This window comes from Superficieibacter sp. HKU1, assembly GCF_029319185.1.
GTDB lineage: Bacteria > Pseudomonadota > Gammaproteobacteria > Enterobacterales > Enterobacteriaceae > Superficieibacter.
This window is the reverse complement of the sequence record NZ_CP119754.1, coordinates 602413-628618: the sequence shown is the minus strand read 5'-3', so window position 1 is coordinate 628618 and position 26206 is coordinate 602413. Positions and strand designations below refer to the sequence as shown.

At 54.9% G+C, this 26206-nt stretch carries 27 protein-coding genes; 5 read left to right on the top strand and 22 right to left on the bottom strand.

What is annotated here, in order from left to right:
• Positions 1 to 55: 55 nt before the first annotated feature.
• The 13 genes from P0H77_RS03055 to P0H77_RS02995 all read right to left on the bottom strand — a co-directional run bounded on the left by P0H77_RS03055 (position 56) and on the right by P0H77_RS02995 (position 11366).
• The gene (locus tag P0H77_RS03055; RefSeq protein WP_276163527.1) at positions 56 to 910 is read right to left on the bottom strand and encodes a DUF3037 domain-containing protein; all 855 of its coding nucleotides are present in this window, start codon (positions 908 to 910) and stop codon (positions 56 to 58) included.
• Positions 907 to 1638 (bottom strand): HipA family kinase, encoded by a 732-nt coding sequence (locus P0H77_RS03050; protein ID WP_276163526.1) that lies wholly within the window; start codon positions 1636 to 1638, stop codon positions 907 to 909. Before P0H77_RS03050 ends, P0H77_RS03055 begins: the two co-directional genes overlap by 4 nt.
• A gap of 114 nt (positions 1639 to 1752) precedes the next feature.
• Positions 1753 to 3663, bottom strand: coding sequence for a PRD domain-containing protein (locus P0H77_RS03045; protein ID WP_276163525.1), 1911 nt, complete (start codon positions 3661 to 3663; stop codon positions 1753 to 1755).
• Between the two features lie 36 nt (positions 3664 to 3699).
• Positions 3700 to 4440, bottom strand: coding sequence for a KDGP aldolase family protein (locus P0H77_RS03040; RefSeq protein ID WP_276163524.1), 741 nt, complete (start codon positions 4438 to 4440; stop codon positions 3700 to 3702).
• Positions 4437 to 5555, bottom strand: a complete 1119-nt coding sequence (locus tag P0H77_RS03035; protein WP_276163523.1) for a DgaE family pyridoxal phosphate-dependent ammonia lyase — start codon at positions 5553 to 5555, stop codon at positions 4437 to 4439. Before P0H77_RS03035 ends, P0H77_RS03040 begins: the two co-directional genes overlap by 4 nt.
• Positions 5539 to 6672: an amidohydrolase/deacetylase family metallohydrolase gene (locus P0H77_RS03030; RefSeq protein ID WP_276163522.1), complete on the bottom strand. Its 1134-nt coding sequence runs from the start codon at positions 6670 to 6672 to the stop codon at positions 5539 to 5541. Before P0H77_RS03030 ends, P0H77_RS03035 begins: the two co-directional genes overlap by 17 nt.
• Positions 6673 to 6714: 42 nt before the next feature.
• A complete protein-coding gene (locus P0H77_RS03025; protein WP_276163521.1) occupies positions 6715 to 7359 on the bottom strand; it encodes a DUF4310 family protein in 645 nt (214 codons plus the stop codon).
• An 11-nt stretch (positions 7360 to 7370) separates the two neighbouring features.
• Positions 7371 to 8147: a DUF4311 domain-containing protein gene (locus P0H77_RS03020; protein WP_276163520.1), complete on the bottom strand. Its 777-nt coding sequence runs from the start codon at positions 8145 to 8147 to the stop codon at positions 7371 to 7373.
• Positions 8148 to 8169: 22 nt separating this feature from the next.
• The gene (locus P0H77_RS03015; RefSeq protein ID WP_176920441.1) at positions 8170 to 8469 is read right to left on the bottom strand and encodes a DUF4312 family protein; all 300 of its coding nucleotides are present in this window, start codon (positions 8467 to 8469) and stop codon (positions 8170 to 8172) included.
• A gap of 2 nt (positions 8470 to 8471) precedes the next feature.
• On the bottom strand, positions 8472 to 8834 hold the full coding sequence (locus P0H77_RS03010; protein ID WP_103675660.1) for an SFCGS family glycine-rich protein: 363 nt from the start codon (positions 8832 to 8834) through the stop codon (positions 8472 to 8474).
• 10 nt (positions 8835 to 8844) lie between these two features.
• Positions 8845 to 9183, bottom strand: coding sequence for a glycine dehydrogenase (locus tag P0H77_RS03005; RefSeq protein WP_276163519.1), 339 nt, complete (start codon positions 9181 to 9183; stop codon positions 8845 to 8847).
• A 461-nt stretch (positions 9184 to 9644) separates the two neighbouring features.
• Positions 9645 to 10325 (bottom strand): DNA/RNA non-specific endonuclease, encoded by a 681-nt coding sequence (locus tag P0H77_RS03000; RefSeq protein ID WP_276163518.1) that lies wholly within the window; start codon positions 10323 to 10325, stop codon positions 9645 to 9647.
• Positions 10326 to 10784: 459 nt separating this feature from the next.
• Positions 10785 to 11366, bottom strand: a complete 582-nt coding sequence (locus tag P0H77_RS02995) for a nuclear transport factor 2 family protein (RefSeq protein ID WP_276163517.1) — start codon at positions 11364 to 11366, stop codon at positions 10785 to 10787.
• Positions 11367 to 11477: 111 nt separating this feature from the next.
• On the opposite strand from P0H77_RS02995, the gene P0H77_RS02990 reads away from it, so the two are divergent.
• Positions 11478 to 12377 carry a LysR substrate-binding domain-containing protein gene (locus tag P0H77_RS02990; RefSeq protein WP_276163516.1) on the top strand — a complete coding sequence of 300 codons (900 nt, stop codon included), beginning with the start codon at positions 11478 to 11480 and terminating at the stop codon, positions 12375 to 12377.
• Here P0H77_RS02990 and cybC read toward each other — a convergent pair.
• Entirely contained in the window at positions 12374 to 12763 is a 390-nt protein-coding gene (gene cybC, locus P0H77_RS02985; RefSeq protein WP_276163515.1) for a cytochrome b562, read from the bottom strand. The two genes, P0H77_RS02990 and cybC, sit on opposite strands and share 4 nt — an antisense overlap.
• 161 nt (positions 12764 to 12924) lie before the next feature.
• Positions 12925 to 14277 carry a metalloprotease PmbA gene (gene pmbA, locus P0H77_RS02980; RefSeq protein WP_276163514.1) on the bottom strand — a complete coding sequence of 451 codons (1353 nt, stop codon included), beginning with the start codon at positions 14275 to 14277 and terminating at the stop codon, positions 12925 to 12927.
• A 94-nt stretch (positions 14278 to 14371) separates the two neighbouring features.
• Here pmbA and yjgA point away from each other — a divergent pair, with 94 nt between their 5' ends.
• From yjgA to P0H77_RS02965, 3 genes are all read left to right on the top strand, one after another.
• On the top strand, positions 14372 to 14923 hold the full coding sequence (gene yjgA, locus P0H77_RS02975) for a ribosome biogenesis factor YjgA (RefSeq protein ID WP_276163513.1): 552 nt from the start codon (positions 14372 to 14374) through the stop codon (positions 14921 to 14923).
• Positions 14924 to 15204: 281 nt separating this feature from the next.
• Positions 15205 to 16413, top strand: coding sequence for an aldose 1-epimerase family protein (locus P0H77_RS02970; RefSeq protein ID WP_276163512.1), 1209 nt, complete (start codon positions 15205 to 15207; stop codon positions 16411 to 16413).
• Positions 16414 to 16595: 182 nt separating this feature from the next.
• Entirely contained in the window at positions 16596 to 17039 is a 444-nt protein-coding gene (locus P0H77_RS02965) for a DUF2628 domain-containing protein (RefSeq protein WP_276163511.1), read from the top strand.
• A gap of 25 nt (positions 17040 to 17064) precedes the next feature.
• Here the strand turns inward: P0H77_RS02965 and P0H77_RS02960 are convergent, their stop codons facing one another.
• Complete coding sequence (locus P0H77_RS02960) at positions 17065 to 17400, bottom strand: hypothetical protein (protein WP_276163510.1); 336 nt, start codon at positions 17398 to 17400, stop codon at positions 17065 to 17067.
• Between the two features lie 126 nt (positions 17401 to 17526).
• A complete protein-coding gene (gene mpl / locus P0H77_RS02955; protein ID WP_276163509.1) occupies positions 17527 to 18903 on the bottom strand; it encodes a UDP-N-acetylmuramate:L-alanyl-gamma-D-glutamyl-meso-diaminopimelate ligase in 1377 nt (458 codons plus the stop codon).
• A gap of 173 nt (positions 18904 to 19076) precedes the next feature.
• Between mpl and fbp the strand changes: the two genes are divergently transcribed.
• Entirely contained in the window at positions 19077 to 20075 is a 999-nt protein-coding gene (fbp, locus tag P0H77_RS02950; RefSeq protein WP_276163508.1) for a class 1 fructose-bisphosphatase, read from the top strand.
• Between the two features lie 60 nt (positions 20076 to 20135).
• Here the strand turns inward: fbp and P0H77_RS02945 are convergent, their stop codons facing one another.
• The 5 genes from P0H77_RS02945 to ytfQ form a co-directional block, all read right to left on the bottom strand.
• A complete protein-coding gene (locus tag P0H77_RS02945; protein WP_276163507.1) occupies positions 20136 to 21251 on the bottom strand; it encodes a methyl-accepting chemotaxis protein in 1116 nt (371 codons plus the stop codon).
• 94 nt (positions 21252 to 21345) lie between these two features.
• On the bottom strand, positions 21346 to 22347 hold the full coding sequence (yjfF, locus tag P0H77_RS02940; RefSeq protein ID WP_276163506.1) for a galactofuranose ABC transporter, permease protein YjfF: 1002 nt from the start codon (positions 22345 to 22347) through the stop codon (positions 21346 to 21348).
• A complete protein-coding gene (ytfT, locus tag P0H77_RS02935; protein ID WP_276163505.1) occupies positions 22334 to 23359 on the bottom strand; it encodes a galactofuranose ABC transporter, ATP-binding protein YtfT in 1026 nt (341 codons plus the stop codon). The genes yjfF and ytfT overlap by 14 nt, the downstream gene beginning before the upstream one ends.
• 10 nt (positions 23360 to 23369) lie before the next feature.
• Positions 23370 to 24866, bottom strand: a complete 1497-nt coding sequence (gene ytfR / locus P0H77_RS02930) for a galactofuranose ABC transporter, ATP-binding protein YtfR (protein ID WP_276163504.1) — start codon at positions 24864 to 24866, stop codon at positions 23370 to 23372.
• A gap of 115 nt (positions 24867 to 24981) precedes the next feature.
• A complete protein-coding gene (ytfQ, locus tag P0H77_RS02925) occupies positions 24982 to 25938 on the bottom strand; it encodes a galactofuranose ABC transporter substrate-binding protein YtfQ (protein WP_276163503.1) in 957 nt (318 codons plus the stop codon).
• Between the last annotated feature and the right edge of the window lie 268 nt (positions 25939 to 26206).

The following is a 26206-nucleotide window of genomic DNA, read 5'->3' as shown; positions in this document are numbered from 1 at the left end:
ATATAAACCGTCTGATGACAAATAAAAAGATGTTAATGATTCCTTGCAGGAATCATTAGCGAATAAGATTATCGCGAGAAGCCGGAGGAACAACGATTGCTTGTTTCGCGAAGTCGATAGTCTCTTTATCGTTATTCACGGGACAGTGATTGATCCCACTCTTATCCATTGTTCTTTTAATAACGTCCATCGCTTTCGTCTGCTGACTTGTTGGATTAACCGGCCCTTCGAGAGTAAAGAGAACATCATCAGCGCTTAAGAGATCCTCTTCAGCGGCCCGGTTTATCCGGTTAACCCAGAGATCGCAATGCTCGGTCATTTTACCCGGCTCTGCCTGAGAAAATGATAAGGGCTTAATGGCTTTTTTAATCACGCCATCTCTTCTTGCCACCAGCGGCATGCCAAACTTCGTTAACATTCCCTCAATAACATCGTTTCGAAAAACGTTTTTCAAACCGTCGATTCGCTCTATGCTGCGCTTAAGTTCGGCCGCGAGAATTTCTTCACGCCGCTCTTTTGTATAGCTGATGTGATTAACATAATGCGAGTAAAGCAGATCGAGCTCTTTTTTTGGATCGTTAGTTAATCTTACTCTCATGGTGCTGAAGTGAAAGATAGATTCTTTTTTAGCGGTGAAATAACGGAAAAATTGTGCTAACGCTTTGTCCGTAATGATATTACCGGCATGCTGCTTAGCAAGTTCAAGCTCGCGGCTAATGGCGTCTTTAGCGGCGGGAAACAAGCTATCATCATGGAAGAACCCCCTCACTCTGGCGTCATTTCTTTTGGTCAGGCGGAAGTCAAAGTATCCTTCTTTTGGCGCACAAATGACCACGCCAATATTGGCAAACTCTTCTGTGTCTGCGTATGGCGCGTATCTTACTATGCTGTACAGACATGGTGTGGTCATAAAATAGTGCTCCAAAATTCTTCAGTCGCGGCTCTCTCCAGGGTGCTCTGCATAGAGGCTATTAGTTTTACATCACCCATCCAGTCATCAGGAATCGCCTTGGTAAACGATGAAAAATTAGCCATAGCATCCTGCAGCATCTGCTCACAGGCTTCTTTATCAACCATATCAAATAGCCATGTTCTGTTTAATGGGCTATAGACATGAAGCCGAAAATCATCAGCAGGTTCACTATGATCAAAAGAAAGATTATGGTCAATCAGGTAGTACTTATCATTTGCAACGTCATAGAGCATATTGACGTTGCCACCTTTCGCTGTAAGGGTGCGATCGCCATTTAATATCCATCTATCAAAGAGATAGATCATCTTTTGATCGTATAGCGGCACAACATTCTGGTTATGCGCCTGTCTGAATGATAGCTCGGCAGCGCCCTCAATGAAACGAGAGGCGAAAGCGTAACCTTCACCAATTTGCCCATACAACTCAGGAGAATACTCAATAAGTTCTGCGGGGATATCAACGATGCAAAAGTCTGGAATTGAAAGCCCGACCTCGCTGGCGAGATTTGCGGCTACAAATTCAACAACAAGCTCTCGCGGAGGCATTCTGGGTTTCGATTTGACCACATAGAGTTTTCCATCGTCACAACGACAAAGGAAGGGCTCAGTACTTCCCTCCTTCATACGTCGCACTATCTCAATGACGATTGGCACATTCTTTGGCATTGAACGCATTTCCCTGCAATAATCTCCCGGTAGAAGATACACCTAAAAAACAGGGTTAAGTAGCCTGATAATCGATCGCTTTGCACATTTTCCCCCAGCTCCCAATCACACCGCTCAAAACCGGCTCACGCACTCCATTGCCACCGACTTAAACTCGTTAAAATCCCGGCAGGCGCAGAGTCGCGTCATGGCACGCTCGCGCAGGAAGGTGACGAAAATATCGTAAATCGCCATTGCCTCTTCGTACTCGCTTTTGCTGATAGCGAGTAAAAAGATGACGTGCGCGGTTTCATCGCCCCAGGCGATCCCTTGTGGAGCGAGAACGGTATAGACCACCGTTTTCTTTGCCAGCAGCCCCAGGGCGTGCGGCAGGGCGATACCGTCGCCGAGCATGGTGCTGACAATCGCCTCACGCTCGGTAACGGAATCGAGAAACTCCGCATCGACAAAATCTTCATGCCGGAGCTGGTCGCACAGCCTTTTAAACAGCGTCTGCTGGTCAATGGGGTCGTTAATGATCGTAAAATGTGCGGCATCGAAATACTTATTGAGCATCCACGGGCGGGTACGGTCGACCAGCACCAGCTTTCCAATCTGCTCCAGCTGGTAGTCGGAGGGAAACGGCGCGATGATCACCACCGGCTTGTCTTTCTCACTGACGCGCGCGGTGGCAATCACGAAATCTTCACTGAGCGTTTCGCACTGTTCATAATCACGCAGGGTCAGGGTACGGGTGACCTCAATTTGCGGATATTTACGCGCCAGCACCGCTTCGATCATCCGTACCATCGCGTTGCCGGCATCGCAGACCAGCAGCACCCGCGGCTGACGTTGATAGCCAATGTTGTAATGACGTTCCAGGCCGACGCCAATATGCAGTACCAGAAAACCGATCTCATTTTCACTGATGGTGTATGGCGTGTATTTTCCCCAGCCGGAAACCGCCGCCAGGGTCATATCCCACGCCATCGGATAGTGCTGTTTGATGTTCTCCAGCAGCGGATTAGGGATCATGATCTGATAGCGCACGCGGGTGATCATGGTTTTAATATGGGTCAGCAGATCCGCATGCAGCTGGGCGTCGTTAAGCAGGTTGTAGTTATATTGAGTGTTGATGTAGTGCAGGATGTAGTTAGCCAGCGCTTCATCGTCATCGGCGTTAATCGCGCTGGGTGCTATGTCCTGAACCTGACGGGCGGCGATGTGTACCCGCAGCCAGTTTTCTTCCGCTGCGGCGAGCGGTTTACCGGCAAGCTGCGCCAGCGCGGCGGCAATGTCGCGCGCCGCGTCCCGCACGTTTTCGTCGACCTCTTCGACTGCAAATTCCGGTAGCGGATACCCTTCACTGATGCGCCGCACCGCCACCGCGCAATAGAGACGCAGAAATAGCTCACCTTCGTCGGTCAAACGAATATGATGGCGGGTAAAACAACCGTCAAGCCACGTCGCCAGCTGTTCCGGCACGCCCGCGTTCAGCGCGACTTCGGTCACCAGCGGGTTGAGATTATCCTGCTGAGCCAGCGTCCACAGCAGATCCGTCAGGCAGGCGCGGATCGCCATTTCGCTACCGAACAGCTTCATGCCGTGACGCGGACGGGTTTCAAGCGTCAGATGATAACGCTGTAGCCACTCGCGCACTTCCGCCATGTCATTTTGCAGGGTGGCGCGGCTGACGAACCACTCATCCGCTAAATCTTCAAGCTTCAGGGAGAAGGCGGAGGTGAGGAAGCGCACCATCAGATAATGTACCCGCTCCTGCCCGCTGCGCGGTATGCGCAACGCGCGGGGCTGCGCGCTTTTCAGCGTCTGATAGCGGGTGGGATCGTCGATTTTAAGCTGATAACCGTTGCCGCGACTGAGGATAAACTGCGCGCCGTGCTGCGCCAGCAGCGCGTTAAGCGCGGTGATGTCGGCCCGAACGGTGCGCGTGGATACCGCCAGCCGCTGCGCCAGTTCGTCCTGGGGCAGCGTCTCGTTTTGCAGCATGTCGAACAGTTGCGCTAAACGCTGGTTCGGGAATCGCACGTCAGTTTCCTCTTCTATCGCGGAGCGGGTTTCCCCTTAGCCCACTAACGTCTTCGTTATCGCCAACAGCTGACGTACATCGTCCGGACGGGTATCACCGCTTACCTTATCAATAATCGAACTATAAATGTGAGGAATGATTTTGCTCACCCCCGCATCCAGCGCAATCTGCAAAATCTCGCCGAAATTTTCCAGATCGATACCGCCGGTCGGCTCCAGCCAGAAATCATAACGGGCGCAGGCTTCTGCCACCGCCTGATACTCATCACGACATTGCAGCCCGCCCATCGGGAAGTATTTGATCGAGCTGCCGCCCATATCTTTCAGCAGAGCAATGGCCGTTTCTACCGGCACGACGCCTTCCGGCGCTCCGCTGCTCAGCGGGCCGGTGGAGATTTTCACTTTGCCCGGCGTGCCGGTCGGCGAGACCAGACCGTTGACCACAGTCTCGTTCTGCCCCAGCAAGGCGCGGCTCGGCCCGACGCCGGTGAAGACCTGGTTGACGTGCTGCGGCTGCACTTCGCGTGAAATGGCGCTGACCATCGCGGACTGGTTCGGATCGCCTGCGCCCAGCCCGACGGAAAGCGCGTTATCAATCAGCGCGGCATATTCACGCATATCGGCCACTGCGCTCGCCACGTCAGGGTAGTTTTTGGAGAGCACGCCCACCAGCACATGGCCTTCCGCCGCTTCATAGATGGCGCTGGCGTTAGCTTTGGAGCCTGCCAGCACGTTCAGACAGACGCGGTCGCGGTAAAAATTGGGGGTGAGTTTCATGCGGTTTTCTCCTGATTAACTACTTCGGCGATACGGCGCGCCACAATCTCCAGCTGGGCAGCGTTCACGCTGCGCACATCGGCTTCAATGATCCCTTCATTGGCTTTATAGCCGCGGAAATAAATGGCGTACTCGCCCTGCTTTAGCGCCGCGACCAGATCGCCCGTTGCCACACCGGTCACCGCCTCGTCAAATTTGATCTCGGCGCGGGCGATATCGCGCCCGGCGCTGTCCCACACCACGCGGGCGGTTATACCGTTGAGTGTATTCAGCGCATCAATAAATGGCGACATTTTGTCGACCATCTCCGCCCCGCTTTCTTTATCGGCGGTGAGATAGTGCTCAATCGCGCAGGTCAGGCCGAGAATGCCCTCTTTACCCACCTTCATCGCGCGGCCAATGCCCGCCGTCTGGCGCTTCACCCATTCAACGTACTGGGTCTTGCCGATCACCAGTCCGCTGGTTGGCCCTTCAATCGCTTTCGCGCCGCTGTAGATCACCAGGTCCGCGCCAGAACGGTAATAGGCGTGCAGATCTTCTTCCGCCGCCGCATCGACGATCAGCGGCAGGTCGTGCTTACGGGCGACGACCGCCGCCTGCTCTACGCTGAGCATGCTTTTTTGCACGCAGTGATGCGATTTAATATACAGAATGGCGGCGGTGCGCGGAGTGATGGCCGCCGCCAGCTGATCGGCGGAGCATTCGTTGGCATAGCCCGCTTCGACGATTTTGCCGCCGCCCAGCGCCACCATGGTGCCGACCGGCGCGCCGAAGTTGACGTTGTGGCCTTTCGGCAGCACGATTTCGTTGTTCTCAACGGGGGTGACGTGCAGGTTTTCCAGCAGCCAGTCGCTGTCTTTCACCAGCACGGCGGCCACGGATTGCGCGATGCCCGCGGAGGCGCAGGAGACCACTGTCGCGCCTTCCACTTCCAGCAGTTGCGCAATGTAGTCGCCGGTTTTGTTGACCAGATCTTTCATCTCAAAGTAGTGATTCATGCCGTCCATCGCGGCCTGCACCACTTCCGGACGCGGGGTGGAGACGCCAAGCGCCGTCATACGTCCGGAGGTGTTAATTACCTGTTTTAAACCGTACTTCTCATAAATTGAAGGCATCTTCCGCACTCCCTTGTTCGGTCGGATAAATCGTGCCCGCGCGCACGGCGGCGAGCGGGACCAGTAATTTGTCAGCCTGTAAGCTGTCGTTCTCTGCATCCACCAGCAGCGTGGACTGGCGTTTCAGGGTAAAAATGGTGAGATCGGCATCGAAGCCAACGGCCAGCCGCCCTTTGTTTTTCAGCCGCAGCCCTTCTGCCGCACTGGCGGTCACGCATTCGATCACCTGCGGCAGCGACATGCCGATGGCGAGAAATTTCGACATCACGTTCGCCAGCGAATGCACCGGCCCGTTGATGCGGTTGCGGCAGTAGATATCCGAGCTGATGGTGTGCGGCAGAATGCCCATACTGATGGCCTTCTGCGCCACGGCAAAGCTGAGGCTGGCGGTGCCGTGCCCCACATCCAGCCGCACGCCGCGCTGAAGGGCACGCGTGACGGACGCCCGCAGTTCGCCCGCGGGAGTAAGAATGCGGTTGGGCTTGCCGTTATAGCAGTGGGTGATGATGTCGCCGTGGGTCAGGCGTTCGGCGATATCGTCGAGATCCGGCGGATTGTTGCCGATGTGTACCATCAGCGGGACATCGCCGTTCTCTTTTTGCATCGCTTTGGCCTGCTCAAGCGGCGCGATACCGTTGTCGCCAACCACGCTGCTGCTCATCCGTGCCTTCAGGCCGACGATAAAATCCGGGTAGCGTTTAACCGCCTCGCGTACGGCGTCGCGGTCGATATTGGCCATATTCGCCAGTTCGTTCTGCGCGATCAGCCCGACGCGGGAGATATTCAGCAGCGCGTATACCTCAGTGGTTGCCTGGCGGGTAATGGCATAAAATTCATCGATATCATCCGCGCCGGTGCTGCCCGCATCGACCACGGTGGTGACGCCGGTGGCGATGCCGATGCTGTCCGGTTCATCGTGATAAATCGGGGAGTTGGGGTAACAGTGGACGTGGGAATCAATCCAGCCTGCGCTAACGTAATATTCGCCCTGAAGATCGATGTCGGCGGATGCCGGGCCATTAATCTCGCCCAGCGCCGCAATTTTTCCGTCCTGCAGAGCGATATCGGTGACGGTATCATCGACCAGACGCGCGCGGCGCAGGAGTAAATCAAACATAGCTTTCTCCTGTAAAGGCGGGCGCGGCTGCGCCCGCTCGGGTTAACTGATGGCGACCGGGAAAATCGAGCCTAAGATCATCGCGCCGAGGATCGCGCCGCCGGTGATCGGCTTCTGCCAGATATAGAACAGCAGTGCCCCCACCAGCGAGCCGATACCGATAGGAATCGACGCCGCCATCGCGCTGAGGATAATCAGTGGCCCCAGGAAACGACCAGACGCGTTGCCCGCGCCCATCATCACGTCCGCGCCGTAGGTGGAATCGCTCTGGTTGATGGTGAACTTACGCGCCAGAATGATCAGGTAGCCAATCGCCAGACCAATCACCAGCCCGGTGATCAGCGAGGCGATAAAGTTAGTCACCGGGAACATAATGCCTGCTCCCAGCAGCAGCGCCGGCACGCCAAGGCCCACGCCGGTCTGGATCGCGCCGCCGATATCGAGGATCCCCACCAGCGAGCCTTCGATAATACGGGCAAAGAGGAAGCTGGCACCGAAGGCCGCTACCGCGCCGTACGCGCCGGTATCAATCCCCGCACGCAGCATCGAGACAAACGCCACTTCGTTAAACGCGCCGATGCCGTAGAGGTAGTACATGTGCGTCCCGGCAAACACGCCGGACGAGAGCAGGCCAACGAAGAACGGGAACGACCAGTCGGCATACCAAAACCCTTTATTCTGTTCCATTGCCGTCTCCGTTATTTACCGCTGAGCGAGTTGTGGATCAGATCGAGCCAGTTCGGCACGGTCAGATGGAAGGATTCGATCATTTTCATGTCGAAGCCGCGGAAGAAGGCGCTCAGTACAAACAGCGCGACGATAGCGGCCATCATTACTTTGGTAACGCGGTTCCAGCCGCTCTCTTCCACGCCTTTACCAATCAGGATCCCCAGCACCAGGCCCGGAACGGCGTTGCCCATGATCAGCTGCGCTGCACCACCGAAAATCGTCGCCCAGAAGCCCGATTTTTTGCCCGCGTCGATGGCCGCCAGCCAGAAGATCACCGGCATGACGGTGTTCACCAGCAGGTTAGCGGCCGGTACCAGTACCTTAACGGCGGTGACCTGTAGGAATTCCGGCACCGAGGACGCGGTGAGGTTGAGGAAGGTCACGACGATGGTGCCGATAATGCCGCAGGCGATAGCCATTTTTTTCGGATCGTGCAGCGTCTCGCCGACGTTGCGGTTTTTGATCATCAGCGCCGCCGCGCCCCAGTTCGGGATAATGCGGTGATCGACATCCTGGGTGAACGACCCTGCCGCAACCGACGATGCCCAGGCGTTAAAGAAAAAGCCCAGACCAAAAGAGAAGTGCGACGCCGGATCGCCTTCACAGGAGTTCAGCTCGCCCAACGTACGAAATGCCCCCATCCCCTGCGTGGTGGGTGCATGAAACATGCGTGCAGCCCCGGCTCCCACACCGACGCCAACCAGGCCGCCGATGATGAGCGATTTTATTAAAATTATCAGGAACATGGTTCCGCCCTTTTATTGAGGATCAGCGTTGCGTGACGAAATCGACCTTATCAAGATCGATGGCGGTCACGTTGACGGTGACGTCCAGCTCCACGCTGTACGTGCGTCTTTCGCGGCGCAAAAAGAAGAACAGAAAGGCTTCTTTACGCACCGTTTCATGCGCATGAACGACCTGCACATCCTGTGGCTCAATACGCAGTAAAATATGCGGCGAGGACTTCATCACTGCCGCCTGAACGTGGTTCAGGGCATCGGCAAAGGCACGCGATTTGGCCTCACCTTTGCCCTTCACTCTCACCGTGGTGGTGAATTGTTCTTTCATGCTTATGCGCCGTGCTTCTTCTGCCACGCCTGTACCAGACGCTCGCCCAGCTCTTCCTTGTCCATAAAGCCGAAGCCCAGCACGTTGCAGCCTTCGTTGATGGCGGTAACGCCTTCGTCGACCGAACGCATCCCGTATTTCGCTTTATAGCCGTACTTGTTCTGCGCGGTGATCGCGCCCGCGCCGCCGCTGCCGCAGAAGGAGATGCCAAAGGTGGCGTTCTCTGCTTTCATCACGTCGCCGAGCTTCATATCCGCCGCCACGCCCGGCACGACCACCGCGCGTCCGCCTGCTTTCTCTACGCCTGCCGCGACTTTCTGGCCTTTACCCAAACGGTCGCCAATCACTACGGTAATCTGTTCCATCTTTTGCTCCTTAAAGGTTTTCTTTTGCGACTTCGAAGTGCACCGACAGCAGCCAGGCCTCTTCTTCGGGAAGGTTGCCAAATGCCGCAACCACCTCGCGGGCAAGCGCCATTGAGTCTTCTGAAATTTCCTCGAACAGGCTGGCATCCACCTCCGGCAGCGGTTCCCCGGTCACTGACCGCAAGGCCATTGCGCGGACGTGGGAGGTCAGCATCTGCTCCTGTACGGCGTTGGGAATAATGTGATGACGGCATAGCAGCGCATACACCTGCGGCAACATGCGATCGGCCAGTTGACCAATCTGCTCCGTCTGTTCTCCAGCGTCGTTAATGACTGCTCCGTTATTCACTCGTCGTACCCCGTTTATGGCTCTGGAATAAAACTACCGTCGGAGGTTAATAGTTTGTAGCGAGTTGTTTTCCACTTCGAAGTGGAAAGGCGGGTGGAGAGAGTGATCTGTTCCACATAAATGGACTGGTTAGCGATTTTTGACTGGATTAGCGTGATATGGGTCACATAAAAATGCGGAAATTATCGGTTTTTTAAAGCGAAAGACGTGGTGAACCGGGGAGAAGAAATGTGAAGTCGATAAGGTTTGCTTATGTACAAAGGAGATAATAGCGTTTCGCTTCCAGGCCGATGACGATTTTTTTGCCAATGTGCGCTTTTATGCCGGGTGGCGGCTTCGCCTTACCCGGCCTACAAAACCCACCATATCAAAGAGTTACCAATAACCCGCAGGCCCGTGCAAGCGCAGCGCCGCCGGGCATGGTGTAGGGGAGTTCTTTGATCAGCAAGCTATACCTCCGCTCATGGGCACCCCATTTCCTGTGCCAGGGTGCCTTTCTGGTTTTTAATCATCTCAGCAATATTTTTCGGTAATGCCGGCCAGAGCGTAAGTTTCGGATTCGTTTGTTGCTCAATCGCCTTTACCGTCACCTGATAATCACAAAAACTCGCATTTTTTGGCGTCGATTGCTTCAGCAGAAACGCAGCGTATTTCCCTTTATCCGGACTGGTACCAATAAAAATAACTTTCCAGTAAGCCTCCGGAATAATCACGTCGGGACGCGCAGGCAGCGCCGCGCCCGTTTTTTCAAAAAGCGGTCCGGTCACGGAATACACGACGGAGACGTCGCTCCGATTGGCTAATGCACGCTCCCGATCTTCTAATTGACTCCACGCCCCCTGATTCAGCGCAGATTTCTGTGGCGTAATATTCGAAAGATAATTTAGCGCCTGCCAGTTTACATTGCCGCCCAGGCTGGCGAGCGGTGCCTGATGTCCGCGATCCACCGCCAGCATGTTGTTGGCTTTCTGATACGCAGCGGGAGCCAGCGTATCGGCGGCGGGCAAATCAGGATCCTGTTTCCAGTTCCGCGCCCGGTTGCTGGCCTGGCTGGTTTTGGTAATTTTATAGGCCACCCAGTTGGCAAACTTTGTGCTGCTGTTGTTATTCAGCGTATAGGCTTCACGGTTCAGCGTCTGCATACTGCCGCCGGTGGGGCAACCAACTGCGCAATTATCAGGTCCATGAGCGCTGGTTAATATATGATTTTTTTGCGTTGGTGGGGTAACGGAACACGCAAATAAAAAAAACACCAGCGCTAAATAACTCCGTTTAAATCTGTAGGTAATATGCATTGTCTGGTTTCTTCAATGAGTAAGGTACAGCCAATTCTGTACGCCAAAAATCAGGCCTATTTGCCCTGGAATATCCCAATGAGCGTAATGGCTTACTCTAAAAAGCGATAGGACGTCCTCTTGCCGAATACGTAAAAATGAGATAATGAGATAATTTTTTATCTACGGATGAGCTTACCGTATTATGTAAACTATATTTTGAGTGGTCGATGATACTTCGATATTGCAGAAAAGCGGTAACAAGGCGTGGAATTATTTCCACCCCTTACAGTACAAACAGCGTATTTTATATAGCAGTTGACGATGTCAGGCGTTCAGCCATTGTGCCGCGTCGGCTTTCATTTGCTGTTCAAGCTCGCTCCCGCGCGTCGCAAAGACGCGCTGTACCGGGAAGCCGCTTTTTTCCAGCAGATACGCCAGCGCAGCATATTCGCGTGGGTATTTTGCTACCGTTTGTTGATCGATATCGACCACGCCGAGCGGGAAGGTAAAACTGGCCATGTCGTAAATACTCTGACGTCTAAACAGTTTCCACACGCCGTCGCGTTTTTCCGCCATATCGTAAAAACGGTTATGCCCAATGCAGCCCAGATTTAGCTTCACATGCTCGCCGATGATCATCGCGTTAGTTTCGACGATGGCCTTCGTCGCCGCCGGATTAAACGTCACGACCGGCGTACCGACCATATGTTTGGTCCGCACGTCTGAGGCGCCCATGCGCATTGATCCGTCAACAAAATCGCTGCCCAGCCCTTCAAACCAGGTGATCTCTATAGTGCCATCCGGATGAAACAGATCGCGTAATTGATCCCATTCGCCTAAATCACGGTGCATCCAGCCGGTCAGTAAATCGGTAATTTGTTGACGATCGTTGAGGTAGTTTTGCATGACAGATTAGCTCCAGCAGAAAGGTGATTTAAGTTTCCTCGCTATTCGCGTTAAGATCCATTACAGGTAATTGAGTAATCGTTCAGATTAAATGAACAATGGAGCAAGCTTATGGATCTGCGTCATTTGCGTTATTTTCTTGCCGTGGCGGAGGAGACGCATTTTGGCCGCGCCGCCGAACGGCTTAATATTGTTCCGCCAGCACTCAGTATGCAGATCAAAAATCTGGAAGACGAACTCGGCGGTCCGCTGTTTATTCGCACCAGCCGTAGCGTGGAACTGACCGAAGCCGGACGGTTGCTACAGGTGGAGGCGCAACGCATTCTGGAGCAGGCCGACCACGCGCGCCAGACCGTGCAACGTTCATTGCGCGGTGAGACAGGCCAGGTAAGAATCGGTTTTGCCGGCAATGCGGTGTTTAGCGGGAAATTAACCGACGATTTGCGGGCTTTTCGCGCCCGCTTTCCGCAGGCGGAGTTGATTGCCAGCGAAGTTTCCCCTCTGGCCCAGGCCGACGCCATTCTGGCCGGGCAACTGGATGTCGGCTACACCCCGGACCACAGCAAATTACATATCCCGGCGCTGAGATGTGAAAAGATCGGCATCTGGAATCGTGTCGTCGCCATCGCTGACGATCATCCGCTCGCCAGCCAGCCACGGCTGACGGTAGCGATGCTGGCCGCAGAACCACTCATTTTCTACGATACGCACGGCGCGGACGAGTCGCTGTATACCGCGCTTACCGCGCTGCTCGGCCAGCCTCCGGACATCGCCCATTGCTCATCCAGTTCGCTCAGCGTACTGGCGCTGGCCGCTGCCGGTCAGGGACTGGCGCTGGTACCGGAACCGCTCATGAACATTTGCGTTCCGGGCGTAGTTTACCGACCGCTGGATGCGCCAGCGCTGGCGGCGAACCTGATGCTTATCAGCAGACAAAAAGAGAATAACGGCGCGGTGGAGGCGTTTTTGAAGATCGCCACGCCCCGCGGAAACGGGGCATGGCAGGATTAACGATACTTTTTATGATACGTATTACGGGTGGTTTTAAATTCTTCCGCCGCCGCCCGGGCTTCTTTTACTTTGCCTTCATTCGCCAGCGCGATCGCGCCGTCGATCTGGCTGACCAGAATATCAAAACCGTGGCGGAAGTCTTTCATTTCAGGACTGTCAGCGGCGCTGTCTTCCAGCTTCGGCGGCGTCGCTTTCTGCGCATCGAGCGCGGCGGTACGCATGTTGGTCAGGGCCGCTTTCATTTCGGCGGCATTATCCGTCTTTTGCACCACTTTCAAATTTTCATTGAGAGTGTCCATGTCATCTTCAAGGTCGGCGGCCATAGCATGCGCTGAACTCAGCACAAGCGTCGACACCGCCAGCATCGCTAACAGCTTTTTACGCATTGCTTACTTCCTTATTTTTATTATTGAGGTTGATGATAAACCTGATTTTGCCGGGTGGCGGCTTCGCCTTACCCGGCCTACAAAAACGCTATACATTTGTAGGTCTGTGCACGCGCAGCGCCGCCAGGCAAAATTTCACGGCATAGCCTTTGTCAGCTGTCTTACTGCCCGGCGATTTTCATTTCCGGGAGTAAGACCGATCCACACTGTATATTACTGCGCGTTTCAATATCGTTACCGATGGTCACCATATTACGCCACATATCCTTAAGATTGCCGGCAATGGTAATTTCGCTTACCGGATACTGGATTTCCCCATTCTCAACCCAGAAGCCCGCTGCACCGCGCGAGTAGTCGCCAGTGATGCCGCTAACGCCCTGCCCCATCAGTTCGGTCACTACTAGGCCGGTACCCATCTCTTTCAGCAGCCCGGCAAAATCCAGCCCGCGTCCGGCGATCCGCCAGTTGTGGATGCCGCCAGCGTGGCCGGTGCTTTTCAGGCCCAGCTTGCGGGCGGAGTAGTTAGTCAGCAGCCACTGGGTCAGGACGCCGTCTTTGATGATATCGCGACGCTCGGTGCGCACGCCTTCGCCGTCGAACGGCGTCGAGGCCAGCCCCTTCAGCAGATGCGGATGTTCTTCAATGGTCAGCCACTCCGGCAGGATCTGCTCGCCGAGCGAGTCGAGCAGGAAGGTTGATTTACGGTAGACCGCACCACCAGCGATGGCGCCGACCAGATGACCAAACAGCCCGGTCGCCACTTCATTGGCGAAGATCACCGGCGCTTTCATCGTCGAGAGCTTACGCGGTGACAGGCGTGACAGGGTACGACGAGCGCACTCTTCACCCACCCATTCCGGGCTTTGCAGATCGCCCAGTGCACGGCCAATGGTATAGGCATAATCGCGCTCCATATCGCCGTTTTCTTCGGCGATCACGCAGCTGGAGAGCGAATGGCGGGTGGAGCAGTAGCTCTGCAACATGCCGTGGCTGTTGCCAAAAACTTTTACGCCGTAGTGACTGTTAAAGCTGCCGCCTTCGGTATTTGTGATGCGTTTATCTGCTTTAAGAGAAGCCTGCTCGGCGCGCGCCGCCAGCTCAATAGCTTCGTCCGGAGAGACTTCCGCCGGGTGGAACAGATCGAGATCCGGCGCGTCAAAGGCCAGCAGCTCTTGCTCCGCCACACCCGCGCACGGATCTGGCGAGGTGTAACGCGCGATGTCCAGCGCGGCCTGCACGGTACGGGCAATGGCCTCCGGACTCAGGTCAGTTGAGGACGCGCTGCCTTTACGGTTCTGGTGATACACCGTAATGCCCAGTGCGCCATCGCTGTTAAATTCAACATTTTCCACCTCACCGTAGCGGGTGCTGACGCCAATCCCGGTGGTCTTGCTGACCGCCACTTCCGCGCCGTCGGATTTGCCCGAAGCCAGCGCCAGGGCGGTGGAAACGGCTTCTTCCAGGAGTTTGCGCTGCTCTGCAACTTGTGTGATTACTTTCATTACTATTGCCATAATGTAAGGTGACGTTTATTGAAGTCTAACAGAGAACCCATTCTCAGTGTGCGCTCACGGTGTTAGTATTAGCCTCTTTTTTAAGGAGCCAAATATGACTAAGCAGCCCGAAGACTGGCTCGACGATGTTCCCGGTGATGACATCGAAGACGAAGATGATGAAATTATCTGGGTCAGCAAAAGTGAAATTAAACGTGACGCTGAAGAGTTAAAGCAGCTCGGCGCGGAAATGGTGGGACTGGGTAAAAACGCGCTGGATAAAATCCCGCTCGACCCCGATCTGCGTGCCGCCATTGAACTGGCGCAGCGTATCAAGATGGAAGGCCGCCGCCGTCAGCTTCAGCTGATTGGCAAAATGCTGCGTCAGCGCGACGTCGAACCGATTCGTCAGGCGCTGGATAAGCTGAAAAACCGTCACAACCAGCAGGTTGCGATGTTTCATAAGCTGGAACAGCTTCGTGACCGGTTGATTGCTGAAGGGGATGACGCGGTGCCCGAAGTGTTGCGCCTGTGGCCTCAGGCTGACCGTCAGCAGCTGCGTTCGCTTATCCGCAACGCAAAGAAAGAACAAGAAACCAATAAGCCGCCTAAATCTGCCCGCCAGATTTTCCAGTATCTGCGCGAACTGGCGGAAAGCGACCAGTAATTCCTCTGGCTAACGCGGCCTCACCGCGTTAGCACTCTCCCTTCCTGTTCCCTTTTCCCGCCGCCCGAACATTAGCTGAATCGTTAAAGCTGAAGCCGATCAGTATCTCTTTCATCCCTGTAACAAACATTCTTACAGACATTTTTATACGACGCAGGTCATATTTTGGGAGACAAAATCGCCTGTTTTCTCACCAGGTGAGGCATGTCACATTTTCATAACGCTGAAATCACTAAATTTTACCCACCGAAACATAATCGATTCAGCAAAAAGGATGTTTTATGAAAAAGATACTGGCGTTGTCTACGTTGTCCCTGCTTATTTCCGCCCCGGCATTAGCGCAAACGTGGGTGCTGACGGGTGCTGAAAACGGCACAGAACAAGGAAACTGGCAGATTAGCAGCGATAAGCTGAACATTAAAGACAGCCACTTCAGCATTGAGCAAAAAGTGTTACATGGCGGTAAGCAGGAAGGCAGTAAAGTGCTGACCATCAGCAGTAAGGATGGTCTGACTATCGCACTTAGTCCGACGCGTGGGATGAACCTGCTTCATGTTGAAGGTTTCGGCGTGCGGATGGGCTGGGATTCGCCAGTGAAAGAAGTCGTTAACCCGGCGTTTATTAATCTGGAAAGCCGTAACGGGCTGGGATGGCTGGAAGGGTTCAACGAGATGATGGTTCGCTGCGGCTATGAGTGGACCGGCCATCCGGTAGCGGCGGACGGCCAGATTTATACGCTGCACGGCAAGGTGGGAAATACGCCAGCCTCCCAGGTTGAAGTGGAAGTCAGCGACACGGCACCGTACGAAATCCGCGTGCGCGGACTGGTGAAGGAAAGCACCTTCAAGAAGGCCGATCTGCAAACCATGACCGAGCTGCGCTACATCCCCGGTAGTAACAGCTTCAGCCTGCACGATGTGCTTACCAACCATGCCGATTATCCGCATGATTACCAGATCATCTATCACAGCAACTTCGGCAAACCGATCCTTGAAGAAGGCGCGCGCTTCCTGGCGCCAATGGAAAGCATCAGCCCGTTTAACGACTACGCGAAAGGCGGCCTGAAAGCGTGGCAAACCTACCTCGGTCCAACCAAAGGGTTTGATGAGATGGTATTTAATATCAAACCGCTGTCAGACACTAACCACCGCACCCTCGCCGCCGTGGTTAATAAAGCGGGTGATAAGGGCGCATCTATTCAGTTCGATACCCGTCAGCTGCCGGTGTTAACGCTGTGGAAAAACACCGACACTGAGAAGCAGGGCTACGTGACCGGCATTGAGCCGGGCACCAGCTACGCCTATCCGGTGACCATTGAGCGCGAACAGAAACGCGTAAAACAGCTTCAGCCGGGCGAAAGCACTCAGTTCGATCTGACGTATACCCTGCTCCATAGCAGCAGCCAGGTCAGCGAGACAGAAAAAGCGATTAAGGCTATTCAGGGGCAGACAACGTTGAAAACGGATGAAACACCGATAGCCAAAGAATAATAACCGCGTGGCCTGCCCGGTTATATTGGGCAGGTCATTTCGTTCTTCTGATAAATAATGTCAAATATTCTCTGTTTTCCCCCACCTGATTTAGGGGGCAGTAGCTGACCTGTTAATTTGAATAGTCTATCCTTGCTCGGGCAACCAGCACATCTGGTATTCTCTGGGGAAAGGAACAACACATGACACAAAAAACGTATAGCGATAAGTGGAAAGATCGCTTTGACTTCTTTGAGCGTAATGGCTTGCCGGGATCCCCTGGTTACCGTGATGCGATTAAGAAATTAAAATTTTTGCAGCGCCCACGTTACATGTATAACTTTTACGCTTTCTTCTTTGGCTTTATCTACTTCTGCATTCTTGGATTATGGAAAAAAGGCCTGACGTTATTTGTTGGTATTGCCGTTATTAACCTGCTGTTGGGGGTTATTGAAGTGGCGGGCGATCTGAATCTGGAAGGCATCGTCAGAGGCGTTAACCTGGCCTATGCCGCGTTCTGCGCCATGTCGGTGAATAGCGCGTATTATCTGCATACTATTAAAGGCGTCGATAGCTGGAACCCCTTCCAGGGGATGACGCGTAAGAGTTCAGCAGAGCTTGAGAAAATCCCGTCACGCCAGTATTAATGTGTAAAGGGAGCGCATGCGCTCCCTACATTGAATCTGCCAGAAAAATGCTTCCTGCTAATAATGTCAGCGTAATGCCCGAAATAAAGAAGGCCAAAAAGGCTTTTAGCCGCCGCGTTGAGGCGATCATGCCAGCGATGCTCATAGGAAGGCTGACCGTTATTAACAGAAAGACAATGCACCATATTATCATTATTGCCAGATCGAAAACCGGTATCCAGTCATCGCTGTAATCTGTAAAGACGGCAAACACAACCATAAGCGCAAAGAGTACCAGTGATGAGATACTCACGCCCAGCGCGACGCTAACCATTTTTACGTTTTTCTCAACCGGCGTGGCAATTTCTGGCGATACCGTCATGATGAGCGTTCCCGTTATAATATTAATTATCTGAAGGGCATAATAGATAACCGGGTTGTGCTTGTAAACACGCATTAAAAAGGGCCTGTCTGAGCAGGCCCTTTACAGAACAATATTAAATATCCATTAATATTGCGCGGCTTCCGCTTTTTTCGCCAGACGGTCCAGCAGCTTTTGATGAATACCGCCAAAACCGCCGTTACTCATCACCAGAATATGATCGCCCGGCTGCGCGGTCTTCACCACCATGTCCGCCAGCGTATCGACATCCGCATGCCAGTGCGCAGGCTGAACGCAGGCGTCAGCCACTTCAGCGACCTGCCATGGAATATGCTGCGGCTGGAGCAGGAAAACTTCATCCGCACGTCCCAGCGACGGGGCAAGGTCGTCTTTGCAGATGCCCATCTTCATGGTGTTAGAACGCGGCTCCAGTACGGCCAGAATGCGCGCGGTGCCGCCCACTTTCCCGCGCAGCGCGGCAAGCGTGGCGAGGATCGCGGTCGGGTGATGAGCAAAGTCATCATACACCGTCACGCCATTGGCTTCGCCGCGCAGTTCGAGACGGCGGCGGGCGTTAATAAACGTACCGAGCGCACTGGCGGCATCCGCAGGCGCAACGCCAACGTGACGCGCGGCGGCAATCGCCATCAAGCCGTTATACATATTATGCTCGCCGACCAGGGTCCATTTCACTTCACCGGCTTTCTCACCGTCGAGCCACACCTCCCAGTGCGAAGCATCGGTAGTCAGCTTTTTCGCCTGCCAGTGGCCCTGCTCGCCAACCAGCTCCTGCTCGCTCCAGCAGCCCATCGCCATCACCTGTTTCAGGTTAATGTCGTTCTCCGGCAGGATAATTTTGCCCTGCCCTGGTACGATGCGAACCAGGTGATGGAACTGTTTCTGGATCGCTTTCAGATCGTCGAAAATGTCCGCGTGATCGAACTCCAGGTTATTGAGGACCAGCGTGCGCGGGCAGTAATGCACGAACTTGGATCGCTTGTCGAAGAAGGCGCAGTCGTATTCGTCCGCTTCAATGACAAAGAACGGGCTGTCGCCGAGACGCGCGGAGACCTCAAAGTTGCCCGGCACGCCGCCGATGACAAAGCCCGGCTGATAGCCACACGCCTCGAGGATCCAGGTCGCCATGCCTGCGGTGGTGGTTTTTCCGTGGGTGCCAGCGATAGCAATCACCCAGCGGTCGCGCAGGACAAAATCATGCAGCCACTGAGGACCGGACATAAACGGAATGTTTTTCTCCAGTACCGCTTCCACGCAGGGATTACCGCGCGTCATGGCATTACCAATGATCACTAAATCCGGCTGCGGATCGAGCTGATCGACCTCATAACCCTGAATCAGCGTGATGCCCTGCTTTTCGAGAAGGGTACTCATTGGCGGGTACACATTGGCATCCGAACCCGTTACTTCGTGGCCGAGAGAACGTGCCAGCATCGCCAGCCCGCCCATAAACGTGCCACAAATTCCTAAAATATGAATGCGCATTCGTCAGTTCCTTTTTTTCAATTCCTGCATTTTACCCATATGTTTGGCGGCACGGAACTGCATTTCAGGATTTTCCTTGTCTGGCTGGCGCGATTCACCTGTGCGCGTTCTTTTGAAACTTTGTTAAGATTGTTGCAACAACATTACTCCACATACAATGCAGGGAAAGTGTTATGAAAACGTTAGGTGAATTTATTGTCGAAAAGCAGCATGAGTTTTCACATGCTACCGGTGAGCTCACGGCGTTGTTATCGGCAATAAAGCTGGGCGCTAAGATCATCCACCGCGACATCAACAAAGCGGGCCTGGTCGATATCCTCGGTGCCAGCGGTGCTGAAAATATTCAGGGCGAGGTTCAGCAAAAACTTGACCTGTTCGCTAATGAAAAACTGAAGGCCGCCCTGCGCGCCCGCGATATCGTGGCCGGTATTGCCTCAGAAGAAGAAGACGAAATTGTTGTTTTCGAAGGCTGCGAGCACGCGAAATACGTGGTGCTGATGGATCCGCTGGATGGCTCTTCTAACATTGATGTTAACGTTTCTGTCGGCACGATCTTCTCTATTTACCGTCGCGTCACGCCTGTCGGCACGCCGGTGACGGAAGAAGATTTCCTGCAACCGGGCAATCAACAGGTTGCGGCGGGCTATGTGGTTTACGGTTCGTCCACGATGCTGGTTTATACCACCGGCTGCGGCGTACATGCGTTCACCTACGATCCGTCACTGGGCGTGTTTTGCCTTAGCCAGGAGCGTATGCGCTTCCCTGAGAAGGGCAATACTTACTCCATCAACGAAGGGAACTACATTAAATTCCCGGCTGGCGTGAAGAAATACCTGAAGTTCTGCCAGGAAGAGGACAAGCTGACGCAGCGTCCTTATACCTCACGCTATATTGGCTCGCTGGTTGCCGATTTCCACCGCAATCTGCTGAAAGGCGGGATCTACCTCTATCCAAGCACCGCCAGCCATCCGGAAGGGAAACTGCGTTTGCTGTATGAATGCAATCCAATGGCGTTCCTGGCCGAGCAGGCGGGCGGCCAGGCCAGCGACGGTAAAGAGCGAATTCTGGATATCATGCCGGAAACCCTGCACCAGCGCCGTCCGTTCTTCGTCGGTACCGGGCATATGGTGGAAGATGTCGAGCGCTTTATGCGCGAGTTCCCGGACGCGTAGCACCAGCCCCTCCCCCTCTCCCGCAGGGAGAGGGGATTGTCCGTGAACAGGCGAGCCTGACTACCCCGCCGTCTGCAATCTGAACGAGGCGACGGCGTTCATCACTTCGTATGACTGCTCCTCCAGCGAGCGGGTTGCGGCGGAAGACTGCTGAACCAGCGCGGCATTCTGCTGTGCGGTCTCATCCATCTGATTTACCGCGATATTCACCTGCTCAATGCCCCGGCTTTGCTCCTGCGACGCACTGGCGATCTCGCGCATCAGTTTGGTCATCCGCAGTACTTCGGTGGCGATTTCGTCCATCGTCTCGCCCGCCTGCATCGCAAGACTGCTGCCTTCGCCAGCATGGGTTTGCGAGTCGCTAATCAGCTGGCGGATCTCTTTCGCCGCGTCAGCGCTACGGCTGGCCAGATTACGCACTTCGCCAGCGACCACGGCGAAACCGCGCCCCTGCTCGCCTGCGCGCGCCGCTTCAACCGAGGCGTTCAGCGCCAGAATATTGGTCTGAAAAGCGATGCCATCAATTACGCTGAGGATGTCGGCAATACGGTTGGCGCTGCCGGAAATATCGCCCATTTTTTCGATGACGTAGCAGACCATTTCACTGCCGCGATCGGCGGTGTCAGAGACCGATTTCGCCAGCTGGTGCGCCTGCTCGGCGTTGGCGGCATTCTGTTTCACCGTGGCTGTGAGTTCTTCCATACTGGCAGCCGTTTGCTCGAGCGAGGTGGCGGTAGATTCGGTGCGCTGCGCCAGATCCGAATGCCCGGCGGTCAGCTCACGGCTGCCGGAACCAATATGTGCGCCCGCATCGCGCACGCGGATCACAGACTCGGTCAGGGCAAGGCGCAGCGTTTCAATCGCCTGCGTCAGACGCGTAAACTCGCCGCTGCTCGCCGTGCTGATAACGTGGGTTAAATCGCCGGTGGTAACCTGCTCCAGCGCATGAATCGCCCCGGTTAAAGGACGCAGTAACAGCATTTGCAGACCCAGCCACAGCAGGACAACCAGCCCCAGCGAAACCAGTGTCGCCAGCCCTGTCAACGTCGCCGCGCCCCAGCCTGCGGTGTAATGTGCCAGAAGGTAGATCGCCGTGCCGCCAGTCAGTACGATCAACAGCGCCAGCGTCGCCAGTAAAACCAGTAAACCTGTTCGAAGAGAGAGTGTTCTTAACATAGTTATTTTCCGGTTACAGAGGAGGAATGCATCTATCCACTGGGGATATCGGCAGTAACCGGAAAATATTTAGATAATTCGTCAAATCAATATGTTACTGATTTGTTGATGTTACGCTAACGCGCGTTACCGGCGAGCTTTGCCGGTTTTCCCACAGCACCGTCAGGCCGCGCTGCAGGGCGATAAAAATAAACAGCAAAATGCCGATAGCAATTTTAGTCCACCAGCTACTTAGGGTGCCGTCGAAGTTTATATAGGTCTGAATCAACCCCTGGATCGCCACGCCAAATAGCGTTCCCAGCACCGTCCCCACGCCGCCGCTCAGCAGCGTCCCGCCAATCACCACCGAGGCGATAGCGTCCAGCTCCACGCCGACGCCCGCCAGTGCATAGCCTGCCTGGGTATAGATGGAGAAGACAATTCCGGCAAGCGTTGCCAGCCCGGTCGAGAGCATATAGATGCGAATCGTGGTACTGCGGGTGGAAATCCCCATCAGGTTAGCGGAGGTGGCGTTGCCACCGATGGCATAAACCTCATTGCCGAAACGCGTGCGCCGGGCAAGGAAAATGCCGATGATGACGACACCAAGCATTAGCAGGCCCATCGCGCTCAATCGCCCGCCGCCGGGAATTTTCCAGGCGAGGCCGGAGAGCGTATCGTAGATCGGGTGGTTAATCGGAATTGACTCTTCCGAAACCAGATAGCTCACGCCGCGCAGGAAGAACATCCCGGCGAGGGTGATAATAAATGCCGGAATTTTCAGCGCGTCGATCAATAGCCCCATAAATGCGCCGAACGCGCAGCCCATTGCCAGCACCAGCGGAAACGCCACCAGCGGTGATAATCCCCAGAAACCAATCGCCTTCGCCAGAAACACGCCGGTAAAGGCGATCACCGAGCCAACGGAGAGATCGATACCGCCGGAGAGGATCACAAAGGTCATGCCGACCGCGATGATCCCCAGGAAGGCGTTATCGGTCAGAATGTTGCAGATCACGCGCGTAGAGGCGAAGCCGGGGAACTGAGTCAGGCAATAGAGATACCCCAGGATAAAGACGCCGAGCGTGATCATCAGCGGCAGGTTACGTTTTATCATGACCACCTCTCCTTTTTAACAAACTGATAAAGCGTGGCGACTGGACAATCAACACGCACATGACCACCACCGCTTTGACCACCTGATTAAGCTCCGGCGGAAAACCGGAGAGCAGGATCCCGGTGTTCATCCCCTGAATAATCAGCGCGCCGACCACTGACAAAAACAGGTTAAAACGCCCGCCCATCAGCGAACCGCCGCCGATCACCACCGCCAGGATAGCGTCCAGTTCCAGCCACAGCCCGGCGTTGTTAGCATCGGCACCGCGAATATCTGCCGCCACGATGATCCCGGCAATCGCCGCGCAGAGGCCGCTTAGTACATAAGCCAGCATCACTACGAGGCGGGTATTTACCCCGGCATTTTTTGCCGCGCGAATGTTGATCCCCACCGCTTCGATAAACATGCCGAGCGCCGTTTTACGGGTAAAGAGCCAGAACACCAGCAGTGCGGCCAGAGCAATCATCACCGGCGTCGGAAAGAAAAATAGCGAGCCGCTGCCGATCCATGCCAGGTGCGGCGAGTTGAAGGTAACAATCTGCCCGGAGGTAATCAGCTGCGCCACCCCGCGTCCGGCCACCATCAGAATAAGGGTGGCCACAAAGGGCTGGATCTTGAGGATTGCCACCAGAATGCCGTTCCACAGCCCGGCCAGTACGCCCGCGCCCAGCGAGGCCAGAATGACCATCGGCAGTGAATGCCCGGCCACGGTCATCGAGGCCGCCGTGGCCCCGGCAATCGCCATCACCGCACCAACGGAGAGGTCAATGCCGCCGGTGGCAATCACCAGCGTCATGCCAATCGCCAGCAGTGCTACCGGCGCGGCGCGGTTAAGAATATCTATCGGGCTGCCGAACAGCCGGCCGTCCTGTAGGACTATCTGGAAAAAGTGCGGGGCCACCAGACTGTCGACCACCAGCACCAGCAGCAGCGCAACGATCTGCGGCATACCCACCGGCCAGGAAAAGCGCCGCTTCGGTGGCGTCGTTTGCGGAAGGGATCGGGACATCACGGGGTTCTCCTTATGCCGCAATGGCATTCATAATCGCCGGAACGGAAAGCTGATCCAGCGGGATCTCCGCCACCTGTTTGCGATCGCGCATGATAATCACCCGGTCGGCATAGCCCACTAACTCTTCCAGTTCAGAGGAGATGACCAGCAGCGCCAGCCCGTCGGCGCACAGCGTTTCGATCAGGCGAATAATTTCGGCGTGCGCGCCGACGTCGATGCCGCGCGTCGGTTCGTCAAGGATCAGGAACTGCGGGCGGGTCAGCAGCCAGCGCGACAGCAACACTTTTTGCTGATTACCGCCGGAGAGAAACTCAATCGGCTGCTCAGCGCCGGGCGTACGGATGCCCAATTGACGGATAAAGCGTTCGGCAATTTCATTTTGCTCACGACGCGGAATCGGCCGCAGCCAGCCGCGCTGGGCCTGTAGTGCGAGGATGATATTTTCCCGCACCGAGGCGGCGGCAATTATGCCGTCGGTTTTCCGGTCTTCCGGACAGAAGCCAATCCCCAGACAGGAGGCCTGATGCGGCGAACGCAGGGTTTGCGGCTTGCCTTTAATCATCGCGCTGCCGCTGTCGGCAGGCTTGATGCCAAAAATAACTTCCGCCGTTTCGGTGCGCCCCGATCCCAGCAGCCCGGCGAGACCCACGATCTCTCCCGGCCTGACCTCCAGATCGAACGGATTAATGACCCCTTTTTTGCCAAAATCTTTAAACGCGGCAACCGGTTTTTCGCTCAACAATGTGCGCCCGGCACGCTGGAGGGCGTTGTTATCCAGTTCGCGTCCCAGCATCATTTTTACCAGCTCAATCTGCGGCAGCTCGCGCGTCTCACGACAGCCGACAAAGCCGCCGTTGCGCAGAACGGTGATCCGATCGCTGACCTCATACACCTGATCGAGAAAGTGGGTGACAAACACCAGGCTGACGCCGCGATCGCGAAGCTGGCGCATCAGGGTGAAAAGCATCTCGACTTCCTGGGTATCAAGACTGGCGGTTGGTTCGTCGAGGATCAGCACTTTTGCCGAAAGATCGATAGCGCGGCAGATCGCCACGATCTGCTGCATTGCGACCGAAAAACGGTTGAGCGGCTCGCGCACGTCGAGCGAAAAACCGTAAGACTCCATCAGTGCCGTTGCCCGACGCTCCATCTCTTTACGGCGCAGAAAGCCAAAACGCCTGGGTTCACGGCCAATAAATAAGTTATCCGCCACCGACATATTGGGCAGCAGGTTAACTTCCTGATAGACGGTGCCAATGCCGAGCTGTTGCGCATGGGCGGTATTTTTCGGGGAAATTGTTGCGCCATCCAGCCAGATGGTGCCGCGATCGGCATGATACACGCCGGTCAGCGCTTTTATCAGCGTCGACTTCCCGGCACCATTTTCGCCGAGCAGCGCCATGATTTCACCGCGACGCAGGCTGAAGTCAACGTTGTCCAGCGCTTTAACGCCGGGGAAGAATTTACTCAGTCCCTCGGTGCGCAGGATTTCCTGGTCTGTGTGCATAATGTCTCCTCTACCCCTCACCCGTCCCCTCTCCTGTGGGAAGGGGACGGGACGGCGCTCGGTGTGACAGGGTTCCCTCCCTCTCCCTCAGGGAGAGGGCCGGGGAGAGCGTCATTTAGTAACCCATGTTTTTCTTCTTCTCTAACTCTTCTTTCGCCGTGTCCGGCAGGTAAAGCGTTGATTTGGTGATGGTCAACTTCTCAGGCTGGGTGCCGTCTTTTTTGAATTTCTCCAGCGCGTCAAACGCCGGACCCGCCATATTTGGCGTCAGTTCCACGCTGGCGTTGGCTTCGCCGTCGATCATGGCTTTATAAATATCCGGTACGCCGTCGATTGAGCCGGTGAGAATATCTTTGCCCGGCTTCAGACCCGCTTCTTTAATGGCCTGAATAGCACCGATGGCCATATCGTCGTTATGGGCGTAAACCATGCAGATGTTTTTGCCGTTGTTTTCCGCTTTGATAAAGCTCTCCATGACTTCTTTGCCTTTACTGCGGGTAAAGTCGCCGGACTGAGAGCGGATGATTTTAATATTCGATGCTTTAGAGATAGCTTCCGCGAACCCTTTCTTACGGTCGATAGCCACGCTGGCCCCGACCGTGCCTTGCAGTTCGACCACATTACACGGCTTGCCCGCCACGGTTTTCACCAGCCAGTCGCCGATCAGACGGCCTTCCAGTACGTTGTCGGCAGTCACGGTGGTCATGTAGAGTGATTTATCTTTTACATCAATAGAACGGTCGAGCAGGATCACCGGGATCTCTGCGTCTTTCGCTTCTTTCAGCACCGGCTCCCAGCCCGTAGCAACGACCGGCGCGATAAAGATCGCGTCAACGCCCTGAGCGATGAAAGAACGGACTGCTTTGATTTGGTTTTCCTGCTTTTGCTGACCATCAGCAATCTTCAGGGTGATGCCGCGTTTTTCCGCTTCGCTTTTCGCGACGCTGGTTTCCGCCGCGCGCCAGCCAGATTCAGATCCGACCTGAGAAAAACCGACGGTAAGTGGGGCGGCCATCGCCATAGACGACATGGCTGCCGAAACTGCTGTGACTAAAAGTAAGCGCTTCCACATAAGAGCGTCCTCGTAGGGTTATTGTTAGTAAAAAGTCACCTGCGCTTGAACTATAGACAAACCGGGATGTAACAAAATGAGTTACATCACACTTCAGAAAAAAGAACACTTCATTAACAACGGCCTTTGGCGTAAGGGCCGGGAACGCGGGGCATGGCAAGCTGCAGCGCCGCACATAAATTTGAATAAATTTCAGCCAGTTATTACTTACAGCGCGCTCTTTTGTAACCGGTTACACAAACTTATTCAGTAAGTGGCTGACTTTATG